The sequence below is a fragment of the Actimicrobium antarcticum genome (assembly GCF_039536745.1).
Classification (GTDB): Bacteria; Pseudomonadota; Gammaproteobacteria; order Burkholderiales; family Burkholderiaceae_D; genus Actimicrobium; species Actimicrobium antarcticum.
Genome location: NZ_BAAAZE010000008.1, coordinates 360,604 through 377,614, shown reverse-complemented (window position 1 = coordinate 377,614; position 17,011 = coordinate 360,604). Strand labels below are relative to the sequence as shown.

The 17,011-nt window shown below is 61.1% G+C and carries 19 protein-coding genes; 3 read left to right on the top strand and 16 right to left on the bottom strand.

Translation table 11 applies throughout. The features are described from left to right. Positions 1 to 116: 116 nt before the first annotated feature. The 4 genes from ABD720_RS09590 to ABD720_RS09575 all read right to left on the bottom strand — a co-directional run bounded on the left by ABD720_RS09590 (position 117) and on the right by ABD720_RS09575 (position 3,376). Positions 117 to 1,250, bottom strand: coding sequence for an ABC transporter substrate-binding protein (locus ABD720_RS09590; RefSeq protein ID WP_425547973.1), 1,134 nt, complete (start codon positions 1,248 to 1,250; stop codon positions 117 to 119). 149 nt (positions 1,251 to 1,399) lie between these two features. Beyond that, positions 1,400 to 2,080 (bottom strand): anti-sigma factor, encoded by a 681-nt coding sequence (locus tag ABD720_RS09585; protein WP_344763059.1) that lies wholly within the window; start codon positions 2,078 to 2,080, stop codon positions 1,400 to 1,402. After that, positions 2,077 to 2,637, bottom strand: a complete 561-nt coding sequence (locus tag ABD720_RS09580; protein WP_344763058.1) for a sigma-70 family RNA polymerase sigma factor — start codon at positions 2,635 to 2,637, stop codon at positions 2,077 to 2,079. Before ABD720_RS09580 ends, ABD720_RS09585 begins: the two co-directional genes overlap by 4 nt. Positions 2,638 to 2,833: 196 nt before the next feature. Next, entirely contained in the window at positions 2,834 to 3,376 is a 543-nt protein-coding gene (locus tag ABD720_RS09575) for a DUF3455 domain-containing protein (RefSeq protein ID WP_344763057.1), read from the bottom strand. 203 nt (positions 3,377 to 3,579) lie between these two features. On the opposite strand from ABD720_RS09575, the gene ABD720_RS09570 reads away from it, so the two are divergent. The 3 genes from ABD720_RS09570 (at position 3,580) to ABD720_RS09560 (ending at position 6,633) form a co-directional block, all read left to right on the top strand. Continuing rightward, a complete protein-coding gene (locus ABD720_RS09570) occupies positions 3,580 to 4,764 on the top strand; it encodes a YbfB/YjiJ family MFS transporter (RefSeq protein WP_344763056.1) in 1,185 nt (394 codons plus the stop codon). Then, positions 4,761 to 5,672: a DMT family transporter gene (locus ABD720_RS09565; protein WP_344763055.1), complete on the top strand. Its 912-nt coding sequence runs from the start codon at positions 4,761 to 4,763 to the stop codon at positions 5,670 to 5,672. Before ABD720_RS09570 ends, ABD720_RS09565 begins: the two co-directional genes overlap by 4 nt. A 94-nt stretch (positions 5,673 to 5,766) precedes the next feature. Then, complete coding sequence (locus tag ABD720_RS09560; protein ID WP_344763054.1) at positions 5,767 to 6,633, top strand: DMT family transporter; 867 nt, start codon at positions 5,767 to 5,769, stop codon at positions 6,631 to 6,633. Between the two features lie 209 nt (positions 6,634 to 6,842). Here the strand turns inward: ABD720_RS09560 and ABD720_RS09555 are convergent, their stop codons facing one another. From ABD720_RS09555 to slmA, 12 genes are all read right to left on the bottom strand, one after another. Continuing rightward, positions 6,843 to 7,343, bottom strand: a complete 501-nt coding sequence (locus ABD720_RS09555) for a LapA family protein (RefSeq protein WP_344763053.1) — start codon at positions 7,341 to 7,343, stop codon at positions 6,843 to 6,845. A 69-nt stretch (positions 7,344 to 7,412) separates the two neighbouring features. Next, positions 7,413 to 8,189 carry an ectoine/hydroxyectoine ABC transporter ATP-binding protein EhuA gene (gene ehuA, locus ABD720_RS09550; RefSeq protein WP_344763052.1) on the bottom strand — a complete coding sequence of 259 codons (777 nt, stop codon included), beginning with the start codon at positions 8,187 to 8,189 and terminating at the stop codon, positions 7,413 to 7,415. A 12-nt stretch (positions 8,190 to 8,201) separates the two neighbouring features. Beyond that, positions 8,202 to 8,867, bottom strand: coding sequence for an ectoine/hydroxyectoine ABC transporter permease subunit EhuD (gene ehuD, locus ABD720_RS09545; RefSeq protein ID WP_344763051.1), 666 nt, complete (start codon positions 8,865 to 8,867; stop codon positions 8,202 to 8,204). Next, the gene (gene ehuC / locus ABD720_RS09540; protein ID WP_425547950.1) at positions 8,864 to 9,520 is read right to left on the bottom strand and encodes an ectoine/hydroxyectoine ABC transporter permease subunit EhuC; all 657 of its coding nucleotides are present in this window, start codon (positions 9,518 to 9,520) and stop codon (positions 8,864 to 8,866) included. Before ehuC ends, ehuD begins: the two co-directional genes overlap by 4 nt. Before the next feature lie 12 nt (positions 9,521 to 9,532). Then, on the bottom strand, positions 9,533 to 10,378 hold the full coding sequence (gene ehuB, locus ABD720_RS09535) for an ectoine/hydroxyectoine ABC transporter substrate-binding protein EhuB (protein ID WP_344763049.1): 846 nt from the start codon (positions 10,376 to 10,378) through the stop codon (positions 9,533 to 9,535). A gap of 62 nt (positions 10,379 to 10,440) precedes the next feature. Then, the gene (thpD, locus tag ABD720_RS09530; RefSeq protein ID WP_344763048.1) at positions 10,441 to 11,361 is read right to left on the bottom strand and encodes an ectoine hydroxylase; all 921 of its coding nucleotides are present in this window, start codon (positions 11,359 to 11,361) and stop codon (positions 10,441 to 10,443) included. A 15-nt stretch (positions 11,362 to 11,376) separates the two neighbouring features. Continuing rightward, the gene (locus ABD720_RS09525) at positions 11,377 to 11,781 is read right to left on the bottom strand and encodes an ectoine synthase (RefSeq protein ID WP_344763047.1); all 405 of its coding nucleotides are present in this window, start codon (positions 11,779 to 11,781) and stop codon (positions 11,377 to 11,379) included. Then, positions 11,778 to 13,070: a diaminobutyrate--2-oxoglutarate transaminase gene (ectB, locus tag ABD720_RS09520; RefSeq protein WP_344763046.1), complete on the bottom strand. Its 1,293-nt coding sequence runs from the start codon at positions 13,068 to 13,070 to the stop codon at positions 11,778 to 11,780. The genes ABD720_RS09525 and ectB overlap by 4 nt, the downstream gene beginning before the upstream one ends. A gap of 47 nt (positions 13,071 to 13,117) precedes the next feature. Further along, positions 13,118 to 13,648, bottom strand: coding sequence for a diaminobutyrate acetyltransferase (gene ectA, locus ABD720_RS09515; protein WP_344763045.1), 531 nt, complete (start codon positions 13,646 to 13,648; stop codon positions 13,118 to 13,120). A gap of 121 nt (positions 13,649 to 13,769) precedes the next feature. Further along, positions 13,770 to 14,219 carry a MarR family winged helix-turn-helix transcriptional regulator gene (locus ABD720_RS09510; protein ID WP_344763044.1) on the bottom strand — a complete coding sequence of 150 codons (450 nt, stop codon included), beginning with the start codon at positions 14,217 to 14,219 and terminating at the stop codon, positions 13,770 to 13,772. Positions 14,220 to 14,533: 314 nt separating this feature from the next. Continuing rightward, positions 14,534 to 16,387 (bottom strand): chorismate-binding protein, encoded by a 1,854-nt coding sequence (locus tag ABD720_RS09505; protein WP_344763043.1) that lies wholly within the window; start codon positions 16,385 to 16,387, stop codon positions 14,534 to 14,536. A 42-nt stretch (positions 16,388 to 16,429) separates the two neighbouring features. Then, positions 16,430 to 17,005, bottom strand: a complete 576-nt coding sequence (slmA, locus tag ABD720_RS09500) for a nucleoid occlusion factor SlmA (protein WP_344763042.1) — start codon at positions 17,003 to 17,005, stop codon at positions 16,430 to 16,432. Positions 17,006 to 17,011 lie beyond the last annotated feature (6 nt).

Sequence of the window (17,011 nt, the reverse complement as noted above, 5' to 3'; positions counted from 1 at the left end):
TTCGCAGCGCTTCACCGCGAAAATGTCTCTGACCCTGCTTGCGGATTCCGAAGCACACAGTTCGCGATCTCAGCTGCCGGTGCGCAACGCTACCAACGCCGGCAAATCAAATCACCCTACTCAACCAGCTTCCACTTCCCATCCACAATCTTCACCATCACCCGCGCCCGCTGGTCAAATCCCAGATGATCCTTCGGCCCCATATTAAAAATGCCATGCGCACCAGCCAGGTTCCTGATGTTCTCGATCCCGTCACGCAAGCCCTTGCGGAATTCCTTGGTCCCCGGCTGACCCTGCTTCAATGCCTCCGGCACCGCCGCCGCCATCAGCAAACCCGCATCCCACGCATGTCCGCCAAAGGTCGAGACGGTGCCTGCGCCATAGGCTTTTTCGTAGGCGACCTTGTAGGCCAATGCCGATTTCTTGACAGGATTGCTGTCGGCCAGTTGCTCTGCCACCAGCAATGGACCGGATGGCAGCCAGGTGCCTTCGCAATCCTTGCCGCACACGCGCAGGAAGTCGTTATTGGCCACGCCATGCGTTTGATAAATCACGCCCTTGTAGCCGCGTTCCTTCAAGGTCTTCTGCGGCAGTGCTGCCGGCGTTCCAGCGCCAGCGATCAGTACCGCATCCGGATTGGTGGCGAGGATTTTCAGGATCTGGCCGGTCACCGAGGTGTCGGCGCGGGCGAAGCGTTCATTTGCGGTGACCTTGATATGACGCAGCTCGGCCAGCTTGGCGAACTCGCGATACCAGCCTTCGCCATACGCATCGCTGAAACCGATGAACGCAACCGACTTGATACCGGCATTGGCCATGTGGGCCGTGATGGCGGTGGACATGTGTGAATCGTTTTGCGGCGTCTTGAAGACCCAGCGGCGCTTGCCTTCCACCGGCTCGATGATCGAGGCCGAGGCGGCCATCGAAATCATCGGGGTTTCAGCGTCGCCCACCAGTTCGATCATCGCCAGTGAGTTCGGCGTGGTGGTCGAGCCGATGATCAGGTCGACCTTGTCTTCGGTTAGCAGTTTGCGGGTGTTCTTGACGGCGGTGGTGGTGTCGGTGGCGTCATCGAGGACGATGTATTCGACGGTTTTTCCGGCGATGGTTTTTGGCAGGAGCGCGAAGGTATTTTTTTCAGGAATGCCGAGCGAGGCGGCCGGGCCGGTGGCCGATACCGTGACGCCGATCTTGATCTGGGCCGATGCGCTGCCGGCAAATGCCAGCGCGATCAGGGAGGGAACAAGCAGTCTGTTCAAGGTGATGCTCATGGGGGGGGTCTCCGGTTTTAGTTATGTTGCTGGTCCGAACCACAGACCGCAGCGCCAGAGTGTAGCGGTTCGGTCAGGGCGGGACAAGCAAACGGAACGATCCTCCTGCTCAGAGCACGTCAAAACGGTCAAAGCCGAACGGCTCGCCCGACCGCCAGAATCGGTCCGGTCGGACGACCGATTGGCGAACCCGCCTGCGGTTCCAGCGTGACTTCGAACAGCTGGTTCGGGCTCATGCCGGGCAACTGGCTCAGGGCGATCTCGGTTGGCTGATCGGTACGCACCAGACCCAGCGAGGTGGGCCCCGCAGCGCCGACCGGCTTGGTCCAGAACTGCACCGACTTGCCGGCGGCCACCGTAGTGGGCGACAGGGGGCGCAAGCGAACCCGGCGGTCATCGACTTCGACCAACCAGTTCACACCATCGGCAGGTGCCTGCAGCACGGCCAGGAATTGCGGTCCGATGGTGTCCGGCACCGCCGTGACCAAGCGCAACGCCAGCAGCGCAGACGCCGCCAGGCCGGCAGCACCGCTGAAGCGCCAGAACGCTAGGCTGTTCCAGATGCCGCCGGTGCTGGCACGTCCGGGCAAACTGCGTTCGATGCGCGCCCACAGACTGGCAGCCGGATCGATCGGTGCCGGAGCCGGTGCCATCTCCAGCAGGCGATCGCGCCACGCGCCCACGGCCACCGTCAAGGCGCGGTTGCGCGTCAGCTCCTGCTCGACGGCGGCGCGATCGGCAGCAGACATCACGCCGAGCACGTATTCGCCGGCCAGCACATTCAATTCGTCGGGGTCCTGGAAATTCATGAAAGGCATTCCTTTAAAGCCAGCAAGCCGCGCCGGGTCCAGGCCTTGATGGTACCCAGCGGCCGTGCCAGCGCACTGGCGATCTGGGTTTGTGAAAAGCCATCGACATACGCCAGCAGGATGCAGGCGCGCTTGTCGTCGTCCAGATGTTGCAGGCAATGATGCAGCGCGCTGCTGTCCTGCGCGCGCGAGAGGCTCTCGGGCGGTCCGTCTGCCTCATCCGCCAGATCGTCGAGCACCATCTCTGTGTCGCCCGGCAGCGCCGGTTCACGCCGGTGCTGTCGCACCAGATCCAGTGCCCGGTTACGCACCACGCTGTAGATCCAGCCACGCGCAGAACCCAGCGCCGGACTGTAGCTGCCGGACTTTTGCCAGATGCGCAGGAAGGCGTCATGCAGCACTTCGTCGGCCAGTTCGCGGCGCTGCACGATCCGCAGCGCCACGCCCAGCAACCAGCGCGCTTCGCGGTCGTACAGCTGACGCAACGCCAGCTGCTCGCCGCGCGCGCATGCAAACAGCCGGGCTTCGTAATCAAACTCGGTGTCCGGCGTCAGCACGGTACAACCTGACGACGGTCAATATCGGAAAATTTCAATTGCGTGAAAATCGTTTGCACGGGAGCGACCTGCAACGTTAAAAAAGATGGCAACAATATAGTTGATTCCCGCTCCTTTTCACCGCCCAGGCCGTCCTTTTTTCCATCCGAGGTACCCGTCGTCGCGCCAGAAATGGGGCGACGACGATCCCAGCCAATTACATCGCGGCCTTGTAAAAATAATAGTCAGCCTGGTACTTCACCAGCTTCTTGCTACCGACTGCCGCCTCGTTGCAGACATCGGCTGGGGCCACGCCACCGACGGTGTTCAGGCGCTGGATGTAGGTCACGCCGGTCATCGCGCCGCTACCCATGGCCGGTGCCGCCTGGACCAGTTGCAGCGGGATCGCGCCGGTGGTGCCCGGAGCGACGGCCAGCTGTTTGCCGGTGACCTTGCTGCCGTCATTCGATTCCCAGGTTGGGCCACCGTAGTATTTGCCGACGGTGGCGTTGTTCTTGTCCAGCAGCAGTGCATTCGGACCGGCAAAGACCCATTCGAAAGTACCCGGCATGGCGGCCTTGACGCGGCATTCGTAGGTCAGATCACCAGCGCCGACCGCCATCATGGCGACCTTGTTGCCGGCCGGGGCGGTCACGGCAGCTGGCGCTGCGGGCGTTGCCATCATGGGTCCCATGGTCGAGCAGGCGGACAGCAAACCGGTGATGGCGATGGCGGCGATGGTGGTGAATGGATGGGACATGTGATTCTCCTGTAGCGGTTGATTGGAAGGGGCACGCGCTGTGCCTTACCTGTGACTACGACCGGCTTTTCGGATCGGATGCAGCCAGAAAAAAATAAATTCATTGATTTTTTTGGCCCTGCGTCCAAGTCTGCCTCACATTCCCCATGGCACCAAAAAGCCATTACACTCGCCCCTCCCCCTTTTCTCTTTGCGCTGCCCCAATGTCTACCCGCCTTGCCCACACCCATCCGCTGGCGATTGCCTTTGCACTCTCGCTGGGAGCCGCCATTTCGCTGGGCATGTCGCGTTTTTCGTATGCGCTGCTGTTACCGCCGATGCGTGCCGACCTGGGCTGGTCCTACCTGCTGGCCGGCGCGATGAATACAGCCAATGCACTCGGCTACCTGATCGGCGCGCTGGCCACGCCGGCCCTGTTACGCCGCTACGGCGGCCAGAAATTATTGATCGGTGGTGCGCTGATGACTGCCCTGTTCCTGCTGCTGTCGGGTCTGGTGACCGATGCCGGCATCCTGCTGTTGCAACGCCTGTTGGCAGGCATCGCCAGCGCACTGATCTTCGTGGCCGGTGGCGTGCTGGCAGCGCGACTGGGGTCGTTGCACCCGCCACGCGCCGGTCTGCTGATCGGCGTGTATTACGGTGGCACCGGACTCGGCATCGTGCTGTCGGCGTTGCTGGTACCGGCCACCGACGCGCTGGCGCACGGCACCGCGCACGCCTGGCAATGGGCCTGGCTGGCGCTTGGCGCGACCTGTCTGCTGGGCACTGCCGTGATGGCATGGCCGATTCAGAGCATCGACGGCAAAGCGCCGCCGGCCAGTGCGCAGGATCACTTCGACTGGCACCCGTTTCGCTTCGGCCTCGGTGGCTACTTCCTGTTCGGTGTCGGCTACATCGGCTACATGACATTCGTCGTCGCCCTGCTGCGCGAACAGGGCATGTCGGCCGGTCTGATCACGCTGTTCTACAGCGGACTCGGACTGGCGGTATTTGCCTCGTCGCGTATCTGGGCGCGCCTGCTGGATCGCTGTCATGGTGGCGAGGCGATGGCGCTGCTCAATGGCTTGCTGGCGGTGGCCACGCTGGTGCCGGCGCTGACGGCGCAACCGGTGCTGGTGTTTGCATCGGGCCTGCTGTTTGGCGGCGTCTTCCTGTCGGTGGTGGCGTCGTCGACTGCGCTGGTGCGGCACAACCTCCCGTCGGCGGCGTGGTCGGGTGGCATCGGTGCCTTCACGTCGGCATTCGCCTTCGGCCAGATCGTCGGGCCGGGCTTCGTCGGCTGGATCGCCGATGGTCCGGGTGGCTTGCAGCGCGGTTTGCTGTATTCGGCACTGGCGCTGCTGGCCGGTGCGGCGCTGGCGTCGCGCCAACGCAAGCTGGCGGCATGATGGCGCCGCTCGATCTGTTCAAGCTGATTTTTCTGGCGGCCATCTGGGGTGGCTCGTTCATTTTCCTGCGCGTGGCAGTGCCTGAAATCGGCCCGGTGATGACCGCCATGCTGCGGGTCTCGATGGCCGCCGTGGTGCTGCTGGTGTATGCAAAACTGATCGGCGTGCAGCTGCACTGGCGGCGCCACCTGCAACCGTTTGCGCTGGTGGCGGTATTCGCAGCGGTGATTCCGTTTTCGTGTTTTTCGTTTGCGTCGCTGTATTTGCCGGCGGCATATTCGGCAGTGCTGAACTCCACTGCACCGCTGTTCGGTGCGCTGTTTTCGGTGCTCTGGCTGGCTGAGCGGATGTCGCTGCAAAAGTTGACCGGACTGGCGCTCGGTGTCGGTGGCGTGGCCGTGCTGGTTGGTGCCGGCGCGCTGGTGCTCAACGTACAGGTGCTGCTCGCTGCTGCGGCGTGCCTGTTCGCGGCGGCCTGCTACGCGGTCTCCAGCATCATCGTCAAAAAGACCGGCCACAGCGACGACGGCCAGCATATCCATCCGATTGCCATGGCCACCGGGTCGATGGTGCTGGGCGCGCTGATCATGTTGCCGCTGCTGCCGTGGGTGATGCCGGCAACGATGCCATCGACCCGTGCCCTGCTGTGCGTGACGGCGTTATCGATGCTCTCGTCGGGCGTCGCGCAAGCCCTGTTCATCCCGCTGATTGTGCGCATCGGTCCGACCCGCGCGATGTCGGTGTCGTTCCTGATCCCGCTGTTCAGCATGTTGTGGGGTTACCTGTTCCTCGGTGAAGCGGTGCGCCTGGCCACGCTCGGCGGCGCCGGGATCGTTTTGCTGGCGATGGGACTGGTGCTGTCGGCATCGCATCCCGAGCCCGAAGATGCGCTGACCGTCGAGACCTGATCACGGCTGTCTGACCGTGCTGGATGGCCGAATCTGGCCAGCATCGCAGCCGGCTTTGGATTATTCTGCGCGCTGTCCATTTACCGAACCTGCCATGCGCCCTGTCGACCTGATCCGCCTGATTTCCCTCGCCGCCATCTGGGGTGCCTCCTTCCTGTTCATGCGCGTGATCGCGCCGGTGCTGGGACCGTTATGGACTGCCGAACTGCGCGTGGGCATCGCCGGCATCGTGATGCTGGTCTTCATGCTGGCGACTCGGCAGGCGATGCAGTTTCGCGCCAACTGGCAGCAATACCTGATCATCGGTGGCTTCAATTCGGCACTGCCGGCGGCGCTGTATGCGTATGCGGCACTCACCCTGCCCGCCGGTTATTCGGCCATCGTGAATGCCACGACGCCGCTGTGGGGCGCACTGGTCGGGATGGCCGTGCTGGGCGAACGGATGACGGTGCGCAAAGCGCTCGGATTACTCATAGGCGTCTCGGGTGTCGCGCTGCTGGTGCGACTGGGGCCGGTTGCCTTCACGCCGCAAGTCTTGCTGGCAGCACTTGCCTGCGGGCTGGCGGCGATCTGCTACGCCGGGTCAGGGGCGTACTCGAAACTGCGTTCATCCGGCATCCCGCCCGCGCTGATGGCCACCGGCTCGCAGCTTGGAGCAGCACTGGTACTGCTGCCGGTGGTACCGCTGTCGCCAATGCGGGGCACGCCGACGCTGCAAATTCTGTTGCTGGTGGTTGTGCTGGCGGTGCTGTGCAGCGCGGTGGCGTACTTCCTGTACTTCCGGCTGCTGGCCGATATCGGGCCGACACGGAGCATGACGGTGACGTTTTTGATTCCGTTGTTTGCGCTGGTGTGGGGGGCGGTGTTTTTGGGGGAGGTGATTGATCTGACGACGTTGTGCGGGTGCGGGTTGGTGGTGTTGGCGACGTGGTTGGTGACGTTTGGGGGGAGGCGGGGTTGAGGGGGTGGGCAGGGTGGGCTGCGATGCCCGTTGTTTGGGGCGGTTGCGGTTGCGGTTGCGGTTGCGGTTGCGGTTGCGGTAGCGGTTGCCGGTTGCCGTGGCGACCCACAAGGCAACTTGACGCATGTTGGGCTTCGCAGCCCAACCTACAAAACCAACGTCACCGGTAAGGTGGGCACGGGGTTTCCGTGCCCACGCGGATGCACTGGTCAGTTTGCGTTTTCGATAATTACGCCACCAGCGTTCCGGTTGAGGCGATCATCAAGTTCGCCGATGCTGGCGCTGAGCGTCAGTTCGGTCTGCTCCAGCGAGACTTTCCAGGATTTATCGAGCTGGTCCATACGTGCCAGCAAGGCGGTACGCGAAGCGAGGTCAGCGTCCGACTGCTGCTTCAGCCCCGCGTCAATGACACCACGTAACTCCGTAAAACGCGACGCCTCGGCCTGGTCGGCCAGCTCGCGGTTGCTGCGCAATTCGCGCGCGTGGTGACGCGTGTCGAACAGGACTGAGGTCTGCAAGTACAACACGAAGATCAGGAAAAACACGATCAGCGCACTCATCAATCCCAGCATCACGATGCCGAGCGGTGCCTGGATATCGGCCACGCCCAGCGACAGCGTCGTCGGTGCCATGAACGCATTCCAGTTGAGTGCGGCAAAACCGGCAATCGCGGCTAGCACGATCAGCAAAATCAGGGTGCGTGCTTTCATGATCCAACTCCTTTTCAAAAAAGCCGATTGTACGGTCGAACTACCAGGCTTCTGTGCGACCTGCGTCGCTTATGCCGCATCCATCACGGCACTGAGGAAGGCCTGCGTGCGCTCATGCTTTGGCGAACCGAAAATTTCTTCGGAGGTGCCCTGCTCGGCGATTTTTCCTTCTGAAAAAAAGCAGACCCGGTCGGCGAACTCGCGGGCGAAGCCCATCTGGTGCGTCACCATCAGCATGGTCAGGTCGTGCTTGTCGCTAAGGCGGCGAATCACGTTGAGCACTTCGCTGCACAGCTCGGGATCGAGCGCCGAGGTAACTTCATCGAACAGCATGACTTGCGGCCGCATGGCCAGTGCACGGGCAATCGCGACACGCTGCTGCTGGCCACCCGAGAGTTGCGACGGATAGTGATCAAGCTTGTCGGACAGCCCCACCATGTCGAGCAATTCGACGCCGCGCTCGGTGGCCGCCTGCTTGGTCAGGCCCAGCGTTTTGCGCGGCGCTTCGATGGCATTTTCCAGCGCCGTCATGTGCGGGAACAAATTGAAGTTCTGGAACACCATGCCGATGTTGCGACGACCGTTGCGCTTGTAGCTCTCGCTGGCCGGCACCAGCGTGCCATTGCGGTCCATGTGCGTGAGCGGTTCACCGCCGACTTCGATGACGCCATCGTCGATGTTTTCGAGCATCATCAGTACCCGCAACAAGGTCGATTTGCCGGACCCGCTGGGACCGATGATGGCGACTTTTTCATTGCGTTCGACATCAAGGTCCAGATTGTCGAGTACGGTCAGCGGGCCATACCGTTTTGTTACGCCGCGAAAGCGGATCAGGGGAGATGTCATTTCAGGTGTCCTTTATGGCATGCGCAATTGCGCTTCGAGTCGGCGTACCAGCATCGCGACCACCAGGCTGATGAGCAGAAAGAAAATACCAGTCAGCGTGATCGGCTCGATGTAGCGAAACGATTGCGAACCGATATTCTTGGCTTGCAACATGAGTTCAACCACCGTGATGGCCGATAGTACCGGCGTGTCCTTGAACATCGCAATCAGGTAGTTGCCCAGCGCCGGAACGATGGGACGGATGGCTTGCGGCAGGACGATGCTGCGATACACGTTCCACGGACCGAGGCTCATCGCCTTGGCCGCTTCCCACTGACCGCGCGGTACGCTGTCCAGACCGGCCCGGTACACCTCGGCGACGTAGCACGCGTAATGCAGCGCCAGTCCCACCATGCCGGCCGTCAGTGCCGACATCGTCAGGCCGTAGTCGGGCAGTACGTAGAACAGAAAATAGAGCTGGATCAGCAACGGCGTACTGCGGATGAATTCAATGACGGCGGTGGCGGGCCACGAAACCAGACGCAGCCGGGAACGTCGCATCATGGCCAGCACCAGGCCGAGCACCAGCGCCAGTGCGAAGGCCACCAGCGTGATGCCGATGGTCGTCAGCGATGCATGCAGCAGGTCAGGCAATATCTGCCAGGCAAATTGCCAGTCAAACAGGGTGTCGTTATTCATGCATGCCCCCTGACAATGCCGCGTGTCAGCCGACGCTCAAGCAGACGCATCAGCAAGTTGATCACCTGCGCAATCACAAAATAAATCACCAGTGCAATCGTGAAAATCTCCGTGGTCCTGAAAGTCGCTTCGACCAGCTGGTTGGCGCGGAAAGTCAGATCGGCCAGGGTAATGAGCGAGACCAGCGACGTGCCTTTGAGCAGTTCGATCAGCAGGTTGGTCGACGGCGGAATCGCGTTGGCCAGTGCCTGCGGCAGCACGATGTTAAAGAAGCGGTGAAACGGCGAGATGTTCAGCGCCACCGCCGCTTCGATTTGTCCGCGCGGGACCGAGCTCAATGCACCCCGCATGACCTCGGCACCATAGGCACCGATATTGAGCCCCAGGCCAAGTACCGCGACCGAGAACGGTGTTAACCGCACATCGAACGGTGGCAGCGGCAGCACGAAGAACAACCAGAACAGCTGCACCAGCAGCGAGGTCCCGCGAAACACTTCGATATAGGCATTGGCCAGCCAGCGCAAACCGCGCCATGGCGACAACTTGGCCACGGCAGCGAGCAGCGCCAGTGCCGTCGCCAGCACTGCGGCCAATGCAGTAATGCGCAACGTGACTAGCGTTCCCTGAAGCAGAAGAGGCATCAGGGTCGTCAATGTGTCACGCACTTATTGCGCCGCGATCTCGGCGACCGTTTTCTTGGTCAGGTTGCTGCTGTCGAAACCGAACGGCGCGACGGTGGCCAAATGCTCGGGGCTGCCTAGCCATTCCTGCAACGCGCCATTGACGGCGTCGCGCAGTGTCTGGTCGCTCTGGCGAAACGCCAGTGCGCCGTAACCGATATGCGATGGATCATCGGCAAAGTCGGTGGTGGCAGCGACACGCGCGCCCCCTTTGACAGCCAGCGCTTTCATGGTTAGCGCGGTCCCGACGGCAACATCAGCGCGACGGGTACGCACTGCCTGCAATTGCGCCGTCGTGGTCGGCACCTGCATGATGCGGCTTTCCGGTATGCCGGCAGAAATGGCGTACGCATACTGGGCAGTACCTGCCATCACCGCCAGCCGGACCTTGCCATTGGCGGCGATATCGGCATAACTGCGCAACTTGCGCGGATTGCCTTTCGCCACCAGCAGCGTGTCGGCCAGCTGGTAATGCGGATCAGTGAACAAAACTTGCTTGATGCGTTCCGGCGTGACATACATGCCGGCTGCGATGACATCGAAACGCCCCGCCATCAGACCCGGAATCAGGCTGCCCCACTCCACCAGCACAGGCTTGACGTTGGGCACCCCGAGCTTGGCAAAAATGATCTTGGCGATTTCCGGTGATTCGCCGGTGACCTTGCCGTTGGCGAGCGTGTAGGCGAATGGGGCCTCGTTGGCATACGCGACGCGGACTTCACCGGTGCGCTGTATGCGCTCCAGTGTGGTTTCGGCGCTGGCGGGCAAGCTCAGGGTCAGTGCGGCAACGGCAAACAGGGCAAGAGCGGGGAGTTGAATAGGGGTTTTCATGACAATGCCTTTCGATGTTGAAGGACGGACCGCACCGTGCGGGACGATGCGGAAGGCTGCTGTCAGGCCATGACAAATGGCTCGGGCTCCAGTGCGTTGACATCATCGCGTACGGCGATATACCCGGGACGTGGTGCCAGACCGTCGGTCGGTGCCTGCAGCTGGTTCTCGACACTGTTATAGACAAAGAACAGATTGCTGCGCGGGTACGGCGTGATATTGCCGTTCGAGCCATGCATCGTGTTGCAGTCAAAAAAGACCACCGACCCGGCCTTGCCGGTACAGGACTTGATGCCGCCCAGATCCGACAGGTAGCGCAACAGGAAATCGTCGGGCACGCCGGCCTCCTGCTTTTTCAGGGATTTCTTGTAGTTGTCTTCAGGGGTCTCGCCAAGGCACGAAATGAAGTGCCGGTGCGAACCCGGAATCAGCATCAACGGGCCATTGAGGTCGCTATTGTCGGTCAGCAGGATAGAGCAGCTCAGCGCACGCATTGCCGGCATGCCGTCTTCGGTGTGCCAGGTTTCGAAGTCCGAATGCCAGTAGAACTCCTTGCCGGTAAACCCCGGTTTGTAATTGATGCGCGACTGGTGGATGTAGACCTCGCTGCCGAGAATTTCACGGGCAACGTTGAGCACGCGCGGGTCGCGCACGAGGTTGGCAAACAGCGCATTGAGCTTGTGGACATCGAAGATCGAGCGCACTTCACCACTGCCCGGCTCGGCGATGACTTCGGCGCGGCCGGTGGCAGTAAAGTCGCCGCGCATCTGCTGCATTTCGTCGTACAGGCCGGTGACTTCGTCGGCTGAAAACAGGTCGGGCAACATCAGAAAACCGTTCTCGCGGTAGACATCGCGCTGCGCCGTGTTCAGTGCCGGGGCGCTGCTGGTCATGAGCTCGTCGTAGACGACCGGTTCATTGCGTTTCAGGATGGCCGCCGTGCTCTGCGCACGGCTTTTGTAAGCGTCTTGGGATAACAGCATGGGGAATCCTTTCTCTTATCGGGCGACGGTATCTGCGGCGACGGCATACACGCCGTCGGCATCGTGGACTTCCGTACCGACCAGTGGTGGATTGAAGGAACAGACGACACGCATGTCGCCACCGGCATCGGCACGCAGCCAATGCTGGTCATTCTTGTTGAGGGCGTACATCGTGCCGGGTTCGATGCGGAAGACTTCTCCGGAAGGAATCAGCTCGACTTCGCCGGAGCCTTCGACGCAGTACACGGCCTCGAAGTGATTTTTGTACCAGATGTGGGTCTGGGTGCCAGCGAAAATGGTGGTCTCGTGCATCGAGAATCCCATCCCGTCTTCGCTCAGCAGCAGGCGACGGCTGGCCCAGGTGTCGGTGACGATGTCGCGCTCGGTATGGAGGATATCTTGCAGGCGGCGCACTATCATGCGGTCACCTCGCTTTCTTCGGCATCGGTGGTACTGAGCAGATTGACGGTGTCGGCCAGCGCTTGCTCGAGAATGTCCAGCCCTGCCAGCAGGTTCTCCGGTTCGATCGTCAGTGGCACCAGGAACTTGATGACTTCGCTATTGCCGCCGGAGGTCTCGATGATCAGACCGTTCTGGAAGGCCAGCGTGGTGATGCGGTCAGCCAGCTCGGGATCCTTGAAAGCCAGTCCCTGCATCAGGCCACGACCGCGACGGGTCATTTCGGCTGCCGGATAGTTCTTGACCAGCTTGTCGAGGTAAGTCGTCATGGTCTGGCTTTTCTTTTCGATCGAGGTCTGGAACTTGCTGTCGCTCCAGTAGTGATCGAGTGCGGCTGCCGCAGTGACGAACGCCATGTTGTTACCGCGGAAGGTACCGTTGTGCTGACCTGGCTTCCAGATATCGAATTCGGGCTTGAGCAGCACCATCGAAAACGGCAGGCCATAGCCGGACAACGATTTCGAGAGCGTGATGATGTCCGGAGAAATGCCGGCCGGCTCGAAACTGAAGAAGGTACCGGTGCGACCGCAACCGGCCTGGATATCGTCGACGATGAGCAGGATGTCATGGCGGCGGCAAAGTTTTTCCAGCTTTTTGAGCCAGTTCAGGCCAGCGACATTCAGACCGCCCTCGCCTTGCACGGATTCGACAATGACGGCGGCAGGATGATCGACGCCGCTACTCGGATCGGCAATGAGTTTGTCGAGCATGGCAATCGTGTCGACCTCCGGTCCGAAGTAGCCGGCGTACGGTGCGTGGTGCACATTGGATAGGGTAACGCCGGATGCTTCGCGGTATTTCTGGTTACCCGTCAGTGACAACGAACCCAGGCTGACGCCGTGGAAGCCGTTGGTAAATGAGATCACGTTCTGGCGCTTGGTCACGTTGCGGGCCAGCTTGATGGCGGCTTCCACGGCGTTCGTGCCGGTCGGGCCGGTGAACTGCAATTTGTACTGCATCTTGCGCGGCTTGAGGATGCGGTCTTCGAAGGTGTGCAGGAATTGTTTCTTGGCGGTAGTCGCCATGTCGAGGCCGTGCACGACGCCGTCTGTATCCAGATAATCGATCAAGGCTTTCTTGATGACCGGATTATTGTGGCCATAGTTCAGGCTCCCGGCGCCGGCAAGAAAGTCGATGTACTCCTGGCCGCTCTCGTCGGTCAGTACAGCATTCCGGGCTTTAGTAAAAATAGTTGGAAAGGAACGGATGTAACCGCGAACCTCTGATTCCAGTCGGTTAAATATACGCATCAGGCTTCTCCTTACGGATGGGATGGATGGTGAAGAACGTCGTTGAGTCAGTCTTTGCGGTCCAGGGGACCGATCTTGTAGAGACGCTCTTCTTCGTGACCACTTTCACCGAAATCTCCGGCGGCAAACAAAGTGGTTATTACGCAGCCCGCATCGTGCTGCAATGCAAAACTGGTAAATAACTGGTGGGACGGCGCGTTATCGGGACTGATGGTGGTTTCAATCCAGCGCGTCAGATGGCGGGGTCGAACGGCTTGCAGCAAATGGTCGAGCAGGCGCTTGCCGAGTCGCTGCCCACGGCTTGCCGGGGCGACGGCGACTTGCCACACGAACAAGGTATCGGGCTGGTCCGGCGGCAGGTAGGCCGTCACGGCACCAACAATGATGCCATCCTGTTCCGCGACGACACTGGTCTGTGCGTGATGGTGACAAAGCAGCAGGTAGGCGTAGCGGGAATTGAGATCCAACGGCGGGCAGGCAGCGATCAAGTCGTGCAGTGCCGCACCATCGTTTTTTCTTACCAGGCGTATCGCTGGCGGGTGATTCTCTGACTGTTTTTCAATAATTTTTTCATTCATGGGCTGTCCTTTCGTCGGATAACACATTTGGCGGATAAATTTAAACCGGCGTAAAAGAGTAAAGATTGGTACTTTTCCGACCGTGCAAAAGGTCGGTCATCTGGTCATCCCATTGGTGACATCACACTTCCAGCAGTGCTGCGAATTTCTCCAGCATCGCCATTAGCGCCAACCGGTCTTCTTCGGGCATCGCGTGCAGCGCACTGACGAAGCCGGGCGGCATTGCCGACGGCGCGTCGTCGGCAAGCAGCTGGCCTTCGACGGTCAATGCAACAAACACGTTGCGGCGGTCAAGTGCGTCGCGGGTCCGGATGGCCAATTTTTTTTCTTCTAGCCGGTCAACGATGCCCACCACAGTGCTTGGGCTCAAATGGATCGCCAGGCCAATCGATTTCAGGGTGCTTGGCCCGAGTTGCGCAATGGCTAGCAAGGCAATCAGTTGCGGCGACGTAATGTCGTGAGTCGTATTGAGATGCTTGGAATGCTGCTCAACGCGCTGTGCGATCCGCCGCATGCTTTGCAAAATACGGAGGGAATCACTTTTGGCAACGAAACTTGGAGCATCGCTCATGGCAACCACCCGATTGTTTTCCTGATCTTGTTTTTTATGGCGCTGCCGGAAATAACTTCGCTTTTGTGGGCAACGTCTTTTGCAATGCGTTCAACATACGCCTTTAAATTTTTATGTCAACCAGAATCAATGTATATCAAATGATTCGTACTGAATTTATTAAATCGTGTTTCCGCAGCTTGGCCCGGTGTGACGCACCCTGCGCGCGAACGTTACGTGGGCAAGGCCTCATCGTGCCCACCTACAATTCGGCAACGGAACGCTAGCCGAACAATGAATGCCCCCTGATTCAAACACAGCACCGCCAGCCGCAGTCACACGGCAGCCGGACTGGCAGCCACCAGCTCCGCCGGCAGCACCCCCCGCAAGGCATTACACAACACCAGCTTCTCAGCCCGCCGCACATCCTCCAGCGTCAGCGTCCGTTCGCTCGCACACCACGCCGGATCCTCCAGCAAACTCCCCCGCATGACACCCGGCAGCACGCCAGCTGACAATGGCGGCGTGTACCAGCGCCCGTCGAGCAACACGAACAGCGTGGTACGCCCACCCTCGGTGACTTCGCCACGCTCATTACAAAACAGCATATCGAACGCACCCTGCGCTTCCGCCGCCCGCCAGGCCTGGTCGTACAAAGCGCGCATGGTGGTTTTATGCCGCAGGAACAGGTCAGTCGAGTCGGTTGATTGCGGCGCGATCAGCAACCGCACCGTGCCCGCCAGCGGGTGCAGCAGGCCGGTCTGCAACGTGCACTGGCCATGCTGATCCAGCGCCAGCCGGAGCCGGTACGTCGCGTCATCCGGCAGTGCCGCGCAGGCAGCCGATACCGTCTGGCGCAGCGCCACGTCCTCCATCGCAAAATGAAAATACGCAGCCGACGCCGCCAGCCGCCGCAGATGCCGCTCCAGCAGAGCGCAACCACCGCGCGTGACCGCCATCGTTTCGAACAGCGCAAAGTCGTTCGGCATGCCGGTCAAAAATCCAGCCTTCAACGCACATTCGGCGTATTCGTCCGCGGCGACGCTGTCGTGCACGATACCGGCGCCGACGCCCATTTCGCCACGCCGGATTCCTGCCGCATCGGGTGCCTGCAGCAGCAGCGTGCGGATCGGCACCGACAGGCAGAAGTCGCCCACCTGCCCCGCCGTGGCCGGCGCGGCCGGTGCGGCAGGTGCATCAAACCAGCCAATGGCACCGGTGTAGATGCCGCGCGGATCGGGTTCCAGTTCACGGATGATCTGCATGGTGCGATGCTTGGGCGCACCCGTGATCGAGCCGCAGGGATACAGCGCGTCGACCACCCCGGCCAGAGTGGCATCGGGTCGCAAGCGGGCCGTGATCGTGGAGGTCATTTGCAGCACGTCGGAGAACCGGGTTACCTCGAACAGGCGCGGCACGGTTACCGAACCCAGTACCGCGATGCGGCTGAGGTCGTTACGCAGCAGGTCGACGATCATCAGGTTTTCGGCACGGTTCTTGGGGTCGGCGGCAAGCTGCGCGGCGCTCAACGCATCCTGCACCGCATCGCCGGTAGCTGGTGCGGTACCTTTCATCGGACGCGCCAGCAACGTGCTATCCACATGCCGGACAAACAGTTCCGGCGACAGCGACATGACGGCCGTGCCATCCGGCAGCGCGATCAGCGCGCCATACGGCACCGGCTGACGCGTGCGCAAGCGCAGGTAGAGCGACGCCAGCGCACCGAAGGCGTCAAAGCGCACCCGGTAGGTGTAATTGACCTGATACGTATCCCCGGCGGCGATGTAACTGCGGATGCGGTCGATGGCATCACTGAAGGTGGCCTGGTCGACGCTGTCGCGGACGTTGGCGATACCGGCCGGGGCGCTGTCGGCGCGTGCCTGCAGCCAGGCGCTGACCGCCTGCGCGGACAAGCGCTCGCACCGTGCGAACAACAGCACCTGCGCCAACGCTGGTGCGCTCGGATGCGGCGCGACCTGATGCATGGCAGCACCGAGTTCATAGGTCATCAGGACGACTGCGTGCTGGCCCGGCTGCTGGAGTTGTTCCAGCATTGCCGGCAAGGCGTCGAGCGTGTCGCACGAGAGCGAGCGCAGCCAGCCGGTATAGAGCCGCGAACAGGGCTCGGCTGCGCCGGACGTCGCATCATCGAGCAGCGCAAAGCAGTCAGTACATTCAGGAGCAGACATCAATTGGACACAAGGCATCAAGGGGAACGAAATTGTAGGGCATCACCCGAGTATCAGCACGATCTGCGCCGGCGCATCGTCCAGTGGACTATGACGAAATCCCGACTTGGCAAACCGCTGCCAGCGCCCGAGCACCATGCTGGTCAGCAGGTTAGCGCGCAATGCCACTTCGGCATCGCTGGCCTGCCCTTGCGTGACCGCCAGCTGCAGCGCCTGGCGGATGGCCAGTTCGATGCGGTCGATGAACTGGTTCATGCGCGCCTGCAGCCGGACGTTTTCATGGACCAGTGCATCGCCGGTGAGGACACGCGTCATGCCCGGATTGCGCGCGGCAAATTCGAGCAGCATGGCGCCGATCGCCTGCGCCTGGGACAGGCCGTTTTCCTGTTGCATGGTGATCTGGTTGATGAGGCCGAACACGGTCGATTCAATGAAGTCGATCAGGCCCTCGAACATCTGCGCCTTGCTGGCGAAATGCCGGTACAGCGCGGCTTCGGAGACATCGATGCGGGCCGCCAGCGCCGCCGTCGTGATTTTTTCTGCGGTGGGTTGTTCCAGCATCGCCGCCAGCGTTTGCAGGATGTGCAATTTGCGTTCGCCCGGTTTGGTGCGGCCCATGGTGAT